Source organism: Ruegeria sp. CDSB013 (genome assembly GCF_059611165.1).
Genome location: NZ_JBXWPA010000002.1, coordinates 18,243 through 33,597 on the forward strand (window position 1 = coordinate 18,243; position 15,355 = coordinate 33,597).

Here is a 15,355-nt window from a genome sequence, read left to right on the forward strand (position 1 = left end):
GGCAGAAAACCGCTCAGGACCGCAATGAACACGCCATTTGACGAAGAACCACATCGCCGCCCGGGCCTGTTTTCGCGACTGCGCGCGTCTTTCCTGACGGGCATCGTTGTGATTGCGCCGGTTTGGCTGACCATCTGGCTGATCTGGTCCGTGGTCGGCTGGATCGACAGCGCGGTGCTGCCCATAATTCCACAGCGGTTCCAGCCGCAGGAATACGTGGGCATCAACCTGCGCGGCGTCGGCGTTGTCATTTTTTTGATCTTCACAGTTCTGGTTGGATGGATCGCCAAAGGTATTCTGGGCCGGTCCCTGATCCAAATTGCCGAAAGCCTTGTCAGCCGGATGCCCGTTGTTCGATCCGTCTATTCCGGGATCAAACAGATCTCGGAAACGGTGTTTGCCCAGACTGAACGGTCATTCGAAAAAGCATGCCTGATCCAATACCCCCGCCGCGGCATCTGGGCGATCGGTTTCGTCTCTACCGCGGCAAAAGGCGAAGTCAGCGAGCGGGCTGAAACCGGGGGCGAACTGCTGGGCGTTTTTGTTCCGACCACGCCCAACCCGACCTCGGGCTTCCTGCTGTTCTTCCCAGCCGAGGACGTGATCCTGCTGGATATGACTATCGAGGACGCCGCAAAGCTGGTGATTTCCGCAGGCCTTGTTTACCCCAACGAAAAAGACCCGACGCAGCCACCGGAGTGATCAGCCGAACATCTCGGGCAAGTCGACGGTGCTGCGTGCGCCGAGATCGGCTTTGTGATCACCAATGAACCGATGCGCTGCGGCGCGCCCGGCGTCCTTCAGTTTATGCAGTATCACAGGGTTGGGAACCGTCTTGGTTGCCACGGACAAATCGTTCATCAATTCGTCATCCGCGATCATGTGAACAAATACGCGGCTCATCTCTCCGGCCGTCAGCTTGCCGTCCGCCAACAGACGCTGAACAAAATTGATCGCCCGCAGCTCGCGAAACAGGGATGAGTTAAAGCTGATCTCGTTGATCCGATTCTGGATCTGCTGCGGAGTTTTCGGCACCTCATCACGCTCAAGCGGGTTGATGTTCACGACCACGACATCTTCAGGCAAATCATTGTTAAACAGGGGATAAAGCGCCGGGTTTCCAGTGTAACCACCATCCCAATATGCCTCGGTCCGGCCCGAGCTGGGGTCAAATATCTCGACGGCCTGAAACAGGTTCGGCAGGCAGGCCGAGGCCAAAATGGCATCCGTTGAAATCTCTTCCCCGGTGAACACCCGGATCTTGCCGCTGCGTACACAGGTCGCGCAGACAAACAACTGGGGTCCCTGATCCGTGCAAATCTCATCAAAGTTGAACCGATCCACAACCGGTTTCAGAGGATTGCGGTAAAACGGACCATAGGCATAAGGCGACACCATTCGCGACCAGGCATCGCCAATCGAGAATGGCAGTGAATACTCCATCGACTGGGCAATCTGTGCGGGCTCCAGCGCCTGCATCCAGTTGGCAAGGCGCATATCCCCCACCGCACCCATCCGTGCCCATAGCCCGTCCAGACAGGCCCGCGCGCCGTCGCGTCCGTTGTGCACCATCCCGGATTTGAAGGCAGCGCCATTCAGCGCCCCGGCCGAGGTCCCTGTGATCGCCGCAACCTCGATATCTTCTTCGTCCAGCAGCCTGTCCAGAACGCCCCAGGTAAAGGCACCGTGCGCGCCCCCACCCTGCAAAGCCAGATTGATCCGTTTCACCGTCCTGCCCCTTCATCTTTTCCAAAATACTCCGGGGGTGCGGGGCCATCGCCCCCGTGAAACCTCACAACGCTGTCCAACCGCCATCGACCGAGATCGTGGTCCCGGTGATTTGCGCTGCCGCATCCGAGCACAGGAAGATCGCGGTGCCACCCAATTGCTCGACCGTGGCGAATTCTTTCGAAGGTTGCCGTTCAAGCATCACGTTCTTGATCACGTCCTCACGGCTCATGTTGTATTCCTTCATCGTGCCCGGGATCTGCGCTTCGACCAATGGGGTCAGGACGTAACCCGGGCAGATCGCGTTGCATGTGATCGGCTCTTGCGCTGTTTCCAGAGCGACGGTTTTGGTCATGCCAACCACGCCGTGTTTTGCCGCAACGTAGGCCGCCTTGAACGGGGATGCCGTCAGCCCGTGTGCCGAGGCGATATTCACAATACGTCCCCACCCGGCCTTCCGCATCATTGGCAGCGCTGCGGCCATCGTATGAAATGTCGAGTTCATGTTGATCGCGATGATCGCATCCCACTTTTCGACCGGAAACTGATCAACCGGCGCGACATGCTGAATGCCCGCGTTGTTCACCAGAATATCACACGCCCCCGCATTTTCGATCAGCGCGCGGCATTCTTCACCTTTAGACATGTCTGCCTTGATATAACGTGCGCTGGTACCCGTCTCTTTCGAAATCTCGGCGGCCAGCGCATGATCTTCGTCGCGGTCGGTAAATGAATTCAGCACAACGTTGGCCCCGGCCTTCGCCAGCTCACGCGCGACGCCCAATCCGATCCCTGAATTCGATCCGGTGATAATGGCTGTTTTTCCCGAAAGGCTCATGGCCGAACTCCCACAAAATCAACTTTGGCGACACAGTGCCATGCTGCAGCTGCAAAGAAAACGGGGAAACATTCGGGCGACGCATCCTACGACAGATCCGAACAAAAAAAAACGCCCGCACGAAGCGGGCGTTAAGTTATTGAGGCAGGTTTCATACAGGCAAGAAACCTATCGAGCAGTGCGTCCTTTATAAGCAATTTCTTGTGTTCGTCCAAGCTAAAAGTTTGAAAACAAGAAAAATCATAGCTACGATGAATCCCAACAAAATAAGGCCAGAGCAGGATTGTTTCCAAAATGAGCCCCGATTTTCTCCGCCCCGTTCGTCCATTGATCGCGGGAATCACTGCACTTTTGAGCACGTCAATTGCTTATGCAGAATCGACCCATGGCATAGCTATGTATGGTGACCCGGCCCTACCACCGGATTTTGTGTCCCTGCCCTACGCAAATCCAGACGCGCCCAAAGGCGGGAAAGTCGTGTTCGGAAATACGGGCGGCTATAACAGTTTGAACCCGTTCGTGCAAAAAGGCAGCTCGCCCTGGCAATTGCGATTTTGGACCCACGAGGGCCTAATGGGCCGATCCTGGGACGAACCTTTCACTCTTTACGGGCTGTTAGCCGAATCAGTTGAGACAGCGCCGGACCGGTCCTGGGTCGAATTCACCCTGCGTGAGAACGCAGAATTCTCGGATGGTACACCAGTAACAGTGGACGATGTCATCTGGTCGTATGAGACTTTGGGAACCGAAGGCCACCTGCGTTATCGCGGGCTGTGGAGCAAGATTGACAGTATTGAACAGACCGGGCCCCGCTCGGTGCGCATCACCTTTAACGAACCCGACCGCGAGCTTGCCCTGATCGCCGGCCTGCGCCCGATCCTGCAGAAAGCCCAGTGGGAAGGTAAAGATTTTGCCAATGCCGGGCTGCATGACATCCCTATCGGCACAGGCCCCTATGTTGTCGACAGCTATGAGGCCGGTAGATACGTGAACCTCAAGCGGAACCCGGATTATTGGGGCACTGACATCCCCTTCCGTAAAGGCACCATGAATTTGGACGAAATGCGGATCGAGTTCTACGGCGACGGCACTGTTCTATTCGAGGCCTTCAAAGCCGGAGAACTGACCGCGGTACGTGAATTCAATGCCGACAAATGGGCCAACCAATACAATTTCCCGGCCGTCCAGCGTGGTGATGTCGTCAAGACCGAGATCCCGCACGGCAAGCCCTCGGGCATGACCGGGTTTGTCATGAACACCCGCAAAGCACCGTTTGACGACTGGCGTGTCCGCGAGGCGCTCACGCTGGCGTTCAATTTCGAATTCATCAACGACACGATTACCGGCAACGCACAGCCGCGTATCACATCCTATTTCTCAGGCTCGGACCTTTCGATGCAGCCTGGCCCGGCAAGTGGTCGCATCGAAGAGTTGCTGATGGAGTTCAAGGACGACCTGCCTCCCGGAACGCTTGAAGGCTATACATTGCCTGAAAGTGACGGATCGGCCCGCAATCGTTCGAACATCCGCGCCGCCACCAAACTGTTGGCCGAGGCTGGCTGGACCATTCAGGACGGCGTGCTGCGTAACGAAAACGGCGATGCCTTTACCTTGACCGTGTTGCTGCAACAGGGCGACACCGAAAGCGAAACGGCAATCGAGATCTACACGCGCGCACTGGAACGTCTTGGCATCGCGGTGAGCACCGAGCAGGTCGACAGCGCCCAGTTCACCAGCCGTACATCCGAGTTGGATTTCGACATGACCTATTTCCGTCGTGCGTTGTCCCTGTCACCCGGCAACGAGCAGCGCCTCTACTGGGGCAGCGAAAACGCGAATACTCCGGGCACGCGCAATTTGATGGGGGTGGCTTCACCCGCTGTGGACGGAATGATTGACGCCATGCTGGCCTCGGAAAGTCATGAGGATTTCGTTGCTGCAACGCGCGCGCTTGATCGTGTATTGACCGCCGGGCGCTATGTCATTCCGATCTGGAACTTTGATGTAGGCAGGATCGCCCACGCCAAGGAACTCAAGCAGCCGGAAAACTTGCCGATCTATGGCGATGGGCCAGAATACATGCCGCAGGTTTGGTGGTACGAACAGTAACGGGTCACGCGCAGCACCAAAGGGACGTGGGCGGAAATCGGCGCACAGCCTATTGGCACCGCATATTGCGGGTCGAGTTTTTGGTGCGCCAACATGTTGCAATTGCCCCAACGTCAAGTGCTCCCCTAAGAAACTCACACAAAAAGCTTTACTGAACTGGGTTTAGCGATATAGCTTGTGCATAAGCTGCAGTACGCTGCACGAATTGATTATTGCTTTGAATTTCAAAACGTAACTCTTCGTCCGGTGCGCAGCACATCGAATTTACGGACCGGCCTCCACTCACTCAAAATCAGGTCCGTCTGCCCGTTGCGGATAGGCTGCAACGGGCACTTTCAACCCCGTCAAAAATCAAACCGCCTCCCGACCTCGGGTGCGACATTTTGTCATGCCCGAACGCCCCCACCACCTTCGTACGCTGGTTCTTGGGGCGAGCGGTTTGAAACCATGAAAACGGAAAGCTGTCTAATGTTGAAATGGACCGATCTGACGCAAGACCTGGACGCTATGTATACGCGCGCCAAACGGAGATTTCCGAACCTGCGGGATCAGGACATGGTGCGGTTAAGCCAAGACCGCAAATGTTTCGAAGCGTATCTGGCTGAACGTCATCAACTGACCATGAACGAAGCCCACGAAGAGCTTGAAGATTTTTTGTTCACGGAAGGTTTGAATCGCGAATTCAGCCGGTCGTTAAGTAAGTGATGTCACCCACAGGATCATTGCATCTTCGTCGCTGACCGAGATTACATTGTGCCCCATGCTCCCGTCGTAATAGGCGCTGTCGCCGCGGCGCATTTCGACTGGTTCATAAAACTCGGTATAAAGGCGCACAACACCCGTCAGGACATACAAGAACTCTTCGCCGTCGTGTCGGACCCAGCCGTCGAACTCATCCATTGACCGCGCGCGGACACGGGCCCGATAGGGCAGCATCTGCTTTTTTGTCAGCGTTTCGGCCAGCAGTTCATGTTCATAGGTGGTTGTGGGATGGGCAGACCCTTCGCCCATGCGCGTCACGGCCATCCGGCCGATCACCTGATCCCGCTGTGGCGGCGTGAACAACTGTGGCACCGAGATCTCAAGACCGGTCGCAAGCTTTTTCAGCGCGTCATAGGTGGGCGACATCTGACCGTTTTCGATCTTGCTGAGCGTTGAACGCGCCAGACCAGCCTGCGTGGCCGCTTGTTCAAGCGTCCATTTCCGCGCTTTCCGCAGCTCGCGCACACGCGCGCCGAGGTCCAGTGGTTCAACTTCCGTATGTTCGCCCGAGTCCCGGGCAATGCGGATCAAAGATGTCTGGTCTTGGGTGCTCATGCGTCATTCTATAGGCGCAGCCTGTCGCGCTTGCAACGCAGCAGTGGTCGCGCTAGCCAGTTGCCATGCTTTCTATTTTTGATCAGGGACCGCCGCCCGCCTGCCCCTCTCCATTCAATCTGGCAGCGCATGTGCTGCGCTGTGCCGCCAAGCTTTCGGACAAGACCGCCCTGTCTGTTCTAGGGTCTTCGGATGCCGAGCATTTGACGTATAGCGAGTTGCAGCAGGCCATTCTGGGCACTGGCACAGGGTTGTTGAAAGCTGGTTTGAAGCCCGGCGATATCGCGTTGATGCGGCTTGGAAACACGGTCGATTTCCCGATTGCCTATCTCGGAGCGATTGCTGTCGGCATCGTCCCGGTGCCAACATCATCGCAGCTGACCGAACCAGAAACAGAGCGCATGATCAAGGACCTCAAGCCTGCCGCCATTCTGCGTGACCCACAGGTTGCGTGCGCCGCGCACCCGGTTCAGATTGACCTGTCCGATTTGGCCGGAATGCGTGATCTGCCTGCTGCTGAGTATCAAATGGGTGACCCGGAAAGGATGGCCTATGTCGTCTATACTTCGGGCACGTCGGGAAAACCGAGGGCTGTAGCCCATGCCCATCGTGCCATCTGGGCGCGTCAGATGATGGTGGATGGCTGGTACGGGCTGCGTGAAACCGATCGCCTGTGTCACGCGGGCGCGTTCAACTGGACCTATACTTTGGGCACCGGTCTAATGGATCCCTGGACCATTGGCGCAACGGCTCTTATCCCCGCGCCGGGCACCGATCTGGACGCACTACCCGCCCTGCTACGCCGTCATCAGGCCACCATCTTTGCTGCAGCACCCGGCGTATTCCGTAAGGTGGTGAGTGCAACAGACAACCTCAACCTACCGGAATTGCGGCATGGGTTATGCGCCGGAGAAAAACTGTCGCGGCATCTGCATGAACAGTGGACGCAAGCGACCGGCACTGAACTCTACGAAGCTTATGGCATGTCCGAGTGTTCGACTTTCATTTCGTCCAGCCCGGCGCATCCAGCGCGGTCCGATGCATTGGGCCAACCGCAGCCCGGCCGCCGTGTGGCCATCCTGGGACCTGACGGTCCCGTTCCTCAGGGTCAGGAAGGCACCATTTCCATACACCGGTCCGACCCCGGCTTGATGCTGACCTATCTCAACGCCCCGGACGAGGCCGAAGCCCGGATGCAGGACGAATGGTTCGTAACCGGCGATCAAGGGGCCATGGCCGTGGATGGCCAGATCACCTATCTGGGACGCGATGACGATATGATGAATGCAGGCGGCTATAGGGTGTCTCCGGTTGAGGTCGAGGCCGCGCTGTCCCGATATCCCGGCATCGCGCAGGTCGGGGCTGCGGCAGTCGAGGTCAAACAGGACACATTTGTGATAGCAGCCTTCTATACAGGACCAGAAAAGCTGGACGACGACGCCCTGCACACCTATGTCGAGGCAAATCTGGCGCGCTATAAGCAACCGCGCGCCTTTATCCATCTGCCTGAACTGCCCACCGGCGGGAACGGGAAACTTCTGCGCCGGGCGCTGCCGGCCTATTTCAAGGCGACCAACCCATGACCGAGACCGTCAAGCTTGATATCATGTCCGACCCGATCTGCCCGTGGTGCTATATCGGCAAAACCCATCTGGACAAGGCGCTGGCGGCGATCCCGGACCATCCGTTTGTGATCGAATGGCATCCGTTCCAGTTGAACCCCGACATGCCGGATGCCGGGATGGATCGCCGCGAGTATCTCGAACGCAAGTTCGGGGGCAAGGAAGGCGCGGTGCGTGCCTATGCTCCGGTCGTTGATCATGCCGAGAACGCAGGCCTTAAGATCGACTTCGAAGGTATGAAGCGCACGCCCAACACTCTGGACGCGCACCGCCTGATCCATTGGGCAGGGATTGAAGGCAAACAGAACGCCGTGGTCGATGCACTGTTCGATGCCTATTTCGTACAGGCCCGCGATATCGGCGATCATGAGGTTCTGGCGGATATTGCCGACAATGCAGGCATGGACGCAGCGGTCGTGCTGAAACTGCTGAAATCCGATGCCGATCGCGAGGATATCAGCAACCGTGACAGCCATTCCAGGCAAATGGGCGTCAGCTCTGTCCCGACGTTCATCGTTGCCAATCAACATGCCGTCCCTGGGGCGCAACCCCCTGAAATGTGGGAAAAAGTGATTGCTGAAATCATGTCTCAACTTGAGGCTTCCGCTGCAAAATAGCACAGACCTCTGTGCAATTTGACACCTAGCGTCAACTGATTTGCCATGATAGCGCGAACAGATCAGGAGGGCGTTATGGCCAATCGCATGTCACGGGGTGAGTTCATAGCACTTGTCGCAATGATGTTTGCGACGATCGCGTTTTCGATCGATTCCATGTTGCCTGCGCTGCCAAATATCGGCGCGCAACTCAGCCCCGACGACGTCAACAAAGCCCAGCTGATCCTAACCTCGTTTGTGTTGGGCATGGGGATTGGCACGTTTTTTACCGGGCCGCTGTCGGACGCCTTTGGCCGCAAACCAGTGATCTACGTCGGATCGGCACTGTATATCATTGCAGCGGCGGCTGCCTGGGCCAGTTCATCACTCGAAATGCTATTGGTCGCCCGTATCTTCCAGGGGATCGGATGTGCGGCCCCGCGCGTGGTGGCCATGGCGATTATTCGCGATCTGTATTCGGGCCGCGAGATGGCGCGGATTGTATCGATTGCGATGATGATCTTCACCCTGGTCCCTGCGATCGCGCCAATGCTTGGTGCCGGAGTGATCGCACTGACCGGATGGCGGGGTATCTTTGCCTCATTCATCCTGTTCTCACTAATCACCATCGTCTGGATGGGCCTGCGCCTTCCGGAACCCCTGTCGGTCGAGAACCGTCGCCCGCTGCGACTGCCCCTTATACTGGACGCCGCACGCCAGATGTTCACACATCCAACTGTCCGACTGTCGATCTTGGTTCAGACATTGTGTCTGGGCATGTTGTTCACCATGCTGACGATGGTTCAACCGGTCTACGATGTCATCCACGACAGTGCCGACAGTTTTCCGTTCTGGTTCGGGTTCGTGGCGTTGATGGCGGGCTCAGCCAGCCTTTTAAACGCGGCCCTTGTTATCAAATTGGGCATGCGCCGGATCGTGACATGGGCGTTGGGCGCGCAGGTCCTCTTTACCACAGCTGTCATCGCCCTGAATGCGGCAGACCTTTCGCCCACCATGTCTTTCGCCGTTTTCGTAAGCTGGCAAACGGCAGTCTTCTTTATGGCAGGCATGACTATGGGCAACCTGAACGCCATCGCGATGGAGCCAATGGGCCATATCGCGGGCATGGCAGCCTCGGTGATCGGAGCGATCTCGACCGTGTTTGCAGCCGCGATTGCGGCCCCCATCGGGCAGATGTTCGACGGGTCTATCACCCCGCTGGCTGTTGGCATCCTGGCCATGAGCGCCGCGGGCTTCGGCCTGATGCTGCATATGGGGCGGATCGAAAACAGGCTTCCAGCCTGATCTGTGCAGGAACGGTGAATCAGGCTAACATCTGCTCAATATGAGTGGAGTTTTTCAGTGAGCGACTATTACGATCTTGGCGCATATTCCTGTCCGATAACGACGGCCTCAGCAGACGCACAGCTTTGGTTCGACCGAGGGCTGAATTGGACCTACGGCTATAACCACGACGAAGCGGTTGTGTGTTTTCAGCGCGCGCTTGAGTTTGACCCTGACTGCGCGATGGCCCACTGGGGCGTGGCTTATGCTGCAGGGCCAAACTACAACCTTCCTTGGAACTTGCTGGATGACCGCGGGCAACGAAAGGCGCTGGCACTGGCCTATGATGCCACGCAGAAAGCCGTGGCTTTGGCCGAAGGGTGCAGCCCGACGGAACAGGCGCTGATCCGCGCCCTACCCGCGCGGTATCCTCAACGCGATCCCGTCGACGACATGCATAGCTGGGACCATGACTTCGCCGATGCGATGCGCGTGGCCTTTGCAGAGCAGTCGGACCACCTCGATCTGCGCACTATATATGTCGAGGCGTTACTCAACCTGACTCCTTGGCAGATGTGGAACTTGAGAACCGGTGAGCCCGCTGAAGGCGCAGCCACGTTGGAGGCGGAAAAAACCCTGGAAGACGCAATGGCAGACGACCCGGCAGCCATGTCGCACCCGGGCTTGCTGCACCTCTATGTTCATCTGATGGAGATGTCGCCAACACCAGAAAAGGCGCTGAAGGCCGGGGATATCTTGCGCACATTGGTCCCGGATGCGGGGCATTTGGTGCACATGCCCACCCATATCGATGTCCTGTGCGGGCATTATCAGAACGTCGTCCATTGGAACGAAAAGGCGACCGAAGCTGATCTGAAGTATTATGAGCGCGAAGGTGCGTTCAACATCTACACAGGTTATCGCCAGCACGACTATCACTTTGCTATCTATGGCGCGCTGTTTCTGGGTCAGATGGAACCTGCCCTGCGCGCCAATCAGGGCATATGGGACACCACCCCCGAAGAGATGCTGCGCACGGAAAGCCCGCCCATGGCGGATTTCTTCGAAAGCTACATGTCGATGGGGCCGCACATCCTGATCCGATTTGGCCGGTGGGAAGAAGCAAAGGCCCTGCCCTTGCCCGAGGATCAGGACCTCTACCGCACCGTCACCGCGACCACCCATTACGCCCGTGCAATCGCTTTTGCCGCCACAGATCAGGTCGCCGAAGCAGAGGCCGAAGAGCAACTGTTCCTTGCCGCCAAGGAGCGGGTTCCGGAAACCCGGCTGCTACACAACAACCGCGTGATCGACTTGCTGGACATCGCCCGCGAAATGCTGCGGGGCGAGATTGAGTATCGCAAAGGCAACTATGACGCCGCATTCGCGCATCTTAGGCGCTCGGTCGAATTGGACGACACGCTACCCTACGACGAGCCATGGGGGTGGATGCAACCCGCGCGTCACGCGCTTGGTGCGCTGTTGTTTGAGCAAGGCCACGTGGCCGAGGCCGAAGCGGTGTATCGTGAGGACCTTGGGCTTGGCGGCACCCTCAGCCGCGCCTCAATCCACCCCGACAATGTTTGGAGCCTGAAGGGCCTGCACGATTGTCTAAAAGCACGCGGTGAAGGGGGCGAGATCAAACTGATCAAACAGCGTCTTGATCTGGCGCTTGCCCGCGCTGACCGGGCCGTCGGGGCCTCGTGTTTTTGCGCTCAGGCAGCAATGAAGGCCGCAGAATGATCCGCGCAGTTATGTTGTCGCTGCTTTTTTGTAGCCCAGCCCTGGCTGACCGCCAATCCTTTCCGCCGGTTGATGAAGCAGACCGCGATCCTACCCTCGTGGCCTTTCGGGATAGTTTGCTGGCGAGCGTGGCCGCACGGGATACCGAGGCCGTGATCGCAGCCGCTTGCTCGGACATCTACCTCAGCCATGGCGGAAGCGGTGGGCCCGGGGAATTCCTTGAATACCTCGGCCCGGAAAACAGCTCTCTAGAAGACCAGAGCCGCGAAGCCTATTGGAGCGATCTGGAAACCACCCTGTCCCAACCGGGCTATTTCGACGACGAGGGCGAGTTTTGGATGCCGCATCAATGGCAGATCACCTTGCCTGCCTCATTGGACCCTTACGTGGCCTACTTTGTCACCGGTGAGAACGTCAGTCTTCGGCAAGCCGCCGAACCAGGCTCCCCAGCGCTGAGCCTCATCAGCTACGAGATCGTCATCGTCCCGACCCATCGAGACGGTGCCGACTATCAACCGGTGATGCTGACTGACGGCACGCGGGGATTCATGCACGGCGACTTTCTATGGCCCATGACAGGTCACCGCGCCGCGCTTGTGAAATCGGACGCGGGCGAATGGCAATTGTGCACTTTCGTCAGCGGAGACTAGGCTTTCGCCTTTTTCTTCTTCGCTGCCATGACCTTTTCCGCCAGATCGCGGGCGATGGCAAATGCACCTTTGATCTTGTCGCTGTCCTTCTTCCAATCGCGTCTGACGACGATCTTGTTGTCCTTGACCTTGGCCAACCCGCGCTGGTTCTGAATGAACTCTACCAAACCCTCCGGCGAGGCGAACTTGTCGTTGTGAAACTGGATTGTCGCACCCTTCGGCCCGCCATCCAGCTTGGCGATCCCTGCACGCTTGCACATCGCCTTGATACGCACGACCAGCATCAGGGTATTCACCTCTTTCGGCAGCGTTCCGAACCGGTCGATCAGTTCTGCGGCAAAACCTTCCAACTCGACCTTGGTCGAAAGCGATGACAAGCGACGATAAAGCCCAAGGCGCACATCCAGATCGGGCACGTAATCTTCGGGGATCAGAACCGGCACGCCAAGATTGATCTGCGGCGCCCATTGATCGTCGGCTTCAGACAGCCCCTCCATCTCTCCGGCTTTGATCTTGGCAATCGCCTCTTCCAGCATCGACTGGTAAAGTTCATAGCCGACGTCGCGCATCTGGCCGGACTGTTCCTCGCCCAGCAAGTTGCCCGCACCACGAATGTCCAGATCCTGCGATGCCAGCGTGAAACCGGCACCGAGTGTATCCAGCGAGCCCAGAACCCGCAGGCGCTTTTCGGCTGTCGCCGTCAGTTTCTGACGCGGTTTGGTGGTCAGGTACGCATAAGCACGGGTTTTGGACCGCCCCACCCGACCACGGATCTGATAGAGCTGCGCCAGCCCGAACATATCCGCCCGGTGCACGACCATCGTGTTCGCGGTAGGGATATCCAGCCCACTTTCGACAATCGTCGTTGCCAACAGCACGTCGTATTTTCCGTCATAAAAGGCGTTCATTCGGTCGTCGAGTTCGCCTGCCGCCATTTGCCCATGCGCAACCATATAAGTCAGCTCGGGCAGTTGTTCTTTTAGGAATTCTTCGATCTCTGGCAGGTCCGAGATGCGGGGAACTACATAGAAGCTCTGCCCGCCTCGATAGTGTTCGCGCAGCAGGGCTTCGCGTATGGTCACGGCGTCGAATTCGCTGACATACGTGCGAATGGCAAGACGATCGATAGGCGGTGTGCCGATAATCGACAGGTCGCGCACCCCTGTCAGTGACAGTTGCAGCGTCCGCGGGATCGGCGTGGCGGTCAGGGTCAGAACGTGAATGTCGCTGCGCAGCTGTTTCAGGCGTTCCTTGTGACCGACGCCAAAATGCTGTTCTTCGTCGATGATCAACAGGCCCAGATTGTTAAACCGGATACCCTTGGCCAGCAACGCATGGGTGCCGATCACGATGTCGACGGTCCCGCGCGCCATACCATCACGGGTCTGCTGTGCATCTTTCGCGGACACAAACCGCGACAGCTGCCGCACTTCCAGCGGAAAGCCCCGGAACCGTTCCTTGAAACTGGCCGCGTGCTGACGCGCCAGCAATGTGGTCGGCGCAATCACGGCCACCTGAACACCGGACATCGCGGCGACAAAGGCCGCGCGCATGGCAACCTCGGTTTTGCCAAAGCCCACGTCACCACAGATCAACCGATCCATCGGTGCGCCGGAATGGATGTCCTCCATCACCTCGGAAATCGCGCGCAGCTGGTCGTCGGTTTCCTGATATGGAAAGCGGGCGCTGAACTCCTCCCACGCGTGGGGCGGTGGATCCATGACCGGAGCTTTGCGCAAAGCGCGTTCAGCGGCGATACGGATCAGCTTGTCCGCCATCTCGCGGATGCGTTCTTTCAGCTTGGCTTTCTTAGCCTGCCACGCACCTCCACCCAAGCGGTCCAGCAGACCTTCGTCATGGCCGTATTTCGACAGCAGCTCGATGTTCTCAACCGGCAGATACAGCTTGGACTGTTCTGCATATTCCAGCAGCAGGCATTCATGCGCGGCACCGGCGGCCGTGACCACCTCCATCCCCATGTACCGCCCGATCCCGTGGTCGACGTGAACCACCAGATCGCCTGGGCTGAGCGACTGGGTTTCGGTCAGGAAATTCTCGGCCTTGCGGCGCTTCTTGGGCTGGCGGATGAGGCGGTCACCCAGCACGTCCTGCTCGGCGATCACGGTCAGACCGGGGGTTTCAAACCCGTGCTCAAGCGCCCAGACAGCCAGATGCAATCCGCGTTTGCCGATCCGGGTGCCATTGGTGACAGGGACGGCTTCGGCCAGGCCCTCATCCTCGATCAACCCTGTTAGGCGCTCTCGTGCCCCTTCAGAATATGACGCAATCAAGACGGGCCCCTTGGCCATCTTGTCGGTGATATGGCTTGCCAAAGCACCAAACAGGCTGATGTTTTCCTGCTGCCGCTCTGGTGCGAAATTGCGGCCAATCCGCCCGCCTGCATCAATCACACCGGGACCGCTGGCCTGAGGCAGCGGGCTGAACTGCATCACCCGCCGGTCCCCGACCGCCTGCTCCCACGCGGCATCGTCCAGATAGAGCAATCCGGGAGGTGTTGGCTTATACACCGTATCCATGCGCGAACGGTTTTCCAGTGCCAGACGCCGCGTTTCATACTGATCGGCAATTGTATCCCAGCGTGCCAGCCGCGTGGGTGTCACCTGATCATCCACGGTGATCGTCGCATCCGGCAGATAATCGAACAGGGTTTCCAGCTTTTCGTGGAAGAACGGTAGCCAGTGTTCGATGCCCTGATGCTTGCGGCCCGCGCTGATCGCCTCGTACAGCGGATCATCGGTGCCCGCGGCACCAAATTCGATGCGATAGTTTTGGCGGAACCGCGTTATGGCGGCGTCATCCAGAATGACCTCGGACACCGGGGCCAATTCGACAACATCCAGCTTTTCGGTCGTGCGTTGCGAGACCGGATCGAACCGGCGCGCGCCGTCAAGCACGTCTCCGAACAGATCCAAACGTACGGGACCGGATTCGCCCGGAGGGAAAATGTCGATGATTCCGCCACGAACCGCATAGTCGCCCGGCTCCATCACCGTCGGACTTTGCGTGAACCCCATGCGTACAAGGAAGTTCCGCAGCGCCGTTTCGTCGACGCGGTGATTCACGCGAGCGGTAAAGGCCGCCTCGCGCAGCACATCCCGCGCAGGCACCCGCTGGGTCGCGGCATTGAGTGTGGTCAGCAGGACAAACCGATCCGGCATCTGATGTACTAATGCCGCCAATGTCGCCACACGCGCCGCCGCAATGTCGGCGTTGGGTGACACCCGGTCATATGGCAGGCAGTCCCACCCCGGGAACACAAAGACCGGCATATCGGGGGCAAAGAAGGCCAGTGCGGCCCGCATTGCCTCCATCCGTTTGTCATCACGCGCGACGTGACAGACCGGCCCGCCAACGCGCGCGATCTCATTCAGAACAAGCTGTGCGTCAAACCCTTCGGGAGCGCCGCCAACCGTCACATGGTTCGGAGCTGTCATCGCTTTGCCTTTC

General features: G+C 58.2%; 12 protein-coding genes. 8 read left to right on the forward strand and 4 right to left on the reverse strand.

Translation table 11 applies throughout. From position 1 onward, the window contains the following. Positions 1–24: 24 nt before the first annotated feature. Positions 25–702, forward strand: coding sequence for a DUF502 domain-containing protein (locus tag AC2FJF_RS03570; RefSeq protein ID WP_058278068.1), 678 nt, complete (start codon positions 25–27; stop codon positions 700–702). Here the strand turns inward: AC2FJF_RS03570 and AC2FJF_RS03575 are convergent, their stop codons facing one another. Then, complete coding sequence (locus AC2FJF_RS03575; protein ID WP_496723017.1) at positions 703–1,728, reverse strand: patatin-like phospholipase family protein; 1,026 nt, start codon at positions 1,726–1,728, stop codon at positions 703–705. A gap of 64 nt (positions 1,729–1,792) precedes the next feature. After that, the gene (locus tag AC2FJF_RS03580; RefSeq protein WP_496723019.1) at positions 1,793–2,566 is read right to left on the reverse strand and encodes a 3-hydroxybutyrate dehydrogenase; all 774 of its coding nucleotides are present in this window, start codon (positions 2,564–2,566) and stop codon (positions 1,793–1,795) included. A gap of 294 nt (positions 2,567–2,860) precedes the next feature. On the opposite strand from AC2FJF_RS03580, the gene AC2FJF_RS03585 reads away from it, so the two are divergent. Both AC2FJF_RS03585 and AC2FJF_RS03590 read left to right on the forward strand, forming a co-directional pair. Beyond that, positions 2,861–4,675, forward strand: coding sequence for an extracellular solute-binding protein (locus tag AC2FJF_RS03585; protein ID WP_496723022.1), 1,815 nt, complete (start codon positions 2,861–2,863; stop codon positions 4,673–4,675). Positions 4,676–5,143: 468 nt separating this feature from the next. After that, entirely contained in the window at positions 5,144–5,380 is a 237-nt protein-coding gene (locus AC2FJF_RS03590) for a hypothetical protein (protein WP_496723024.1), read from the forward strand. Here AC2FJF_RS03590 and AC2FJF_RS03595 read toward each other — a convergent pair. Next, positions 5,369–5,992 (reverse strand): helix-turn-helix domain-containing protein, encoded by a 624-nt coding sequence (locus AC2FJF_RS03595; protein WP_108858481.1) that lies wholly within the window; start codon positions 5,990–5,992, stop codon positions 5,369–5,371. The two genes, AC2FJF_RS03590 and AC2FJF_RS03595, sit on opposite strands and share 12 nt — an antisense overlap. Before the next feature lie 65 nt (positions 5,993–6,057). Here AC2FJF_RS03595 and AC2FJF_RS03600 point away from each other — a divergent pair, with 65 nt between their 5' ends. The 5 genes from AC2FJF_RS03600 to AC2FJF_RS03620 all read left to right on the forward strand — a co-directional run bounded on the left by AC2FJF_RS03600 (position 6,058) and on the right by AC2FJF_RS03620 (position 11,887). Further along, on the forward strand, positions 6,058–7,575 hold the full coding sequence (locus AC2FJF_RS03600; RefSeq protein ID WP_496723027.1) for a class I adenylate-forming enzyme family protein: 1,518 nt from the start codon (positions 6,058–6,060) through the stop codon (positions 7,573–7,575). Further along, on the forward strand, positions 7,572–8,231 hold the full coding sequence (locus tag AC2FJF_RS03605; RefSeq protein WP_496723029.1) for a DsbA family oxidoreductase: 660 nt from the start codon (positions 7,572–7,574) through the stop codon (positions 8,229–8,231). Before AC2FJF_RS03600 ends, AC2FJF_RS03605 begins: the two co-directional genes overlap by 4 nt. A 75-nt stretch (positions 8,232–8,306) precedes the next feature. Continuing rightward, positions 8,307–9,515: an MFS transporter gene (locus AC2FJF_RS03610; RefSeq protein ID WP_496723847.1), complete on the forward strand. Its 1,209-nt coding sequence runs from the start codon at positions 8,307–8,309 to the stop codon at positions 9,513–9,515. A gap of 57 nt (positions 9,516–9,572) precedes the next feature. Further along, positions 9,573–11,237, forward strand: a complete 1,665-nt coding sequence (locus tag AC2FJF_RS03615; RefSeq protein ID WP_496723031.1) for a hypothetical protein — start codon at positions 9,573–9,575, stop codon at positions 11,235–11,237. Then, on the forward strand, positions 11,234–11,887 hold the full coding sequence (locus tag AC2FJF_RS03620; protein ID WP_496723033.1) for an SH3 domain-containing protein: 654 nt from the start codon (positions 11,234–11,236) through the stop codon (positions 11,885–11,887). The genes AC2FJF_RS03615 and AC2FJF_RS03620 overlap by 4 nt, the downstream gene beginning before the upstream one ends. Here the strand turns inward: AC2FJF_RS03620 and mfd are convergent. Next, complete coding sequence (mfd, locus tag AC2FJF_RS03625; protein ID WP_496723035.1) at positions 11,884–15,342, reverse strand: transcription-repair coupling factor; 3,459 nt, start codon at positions 15,340–15,342, stop codon at positions 11,884–11,886. The two genes, AC2FJF_RS03620 and mfd, sit on opposite strands and share 4 nt — an antisense overlap. Between the last annotated feature and the right edge of the window lie 13 nt (positions 15,343–15,355).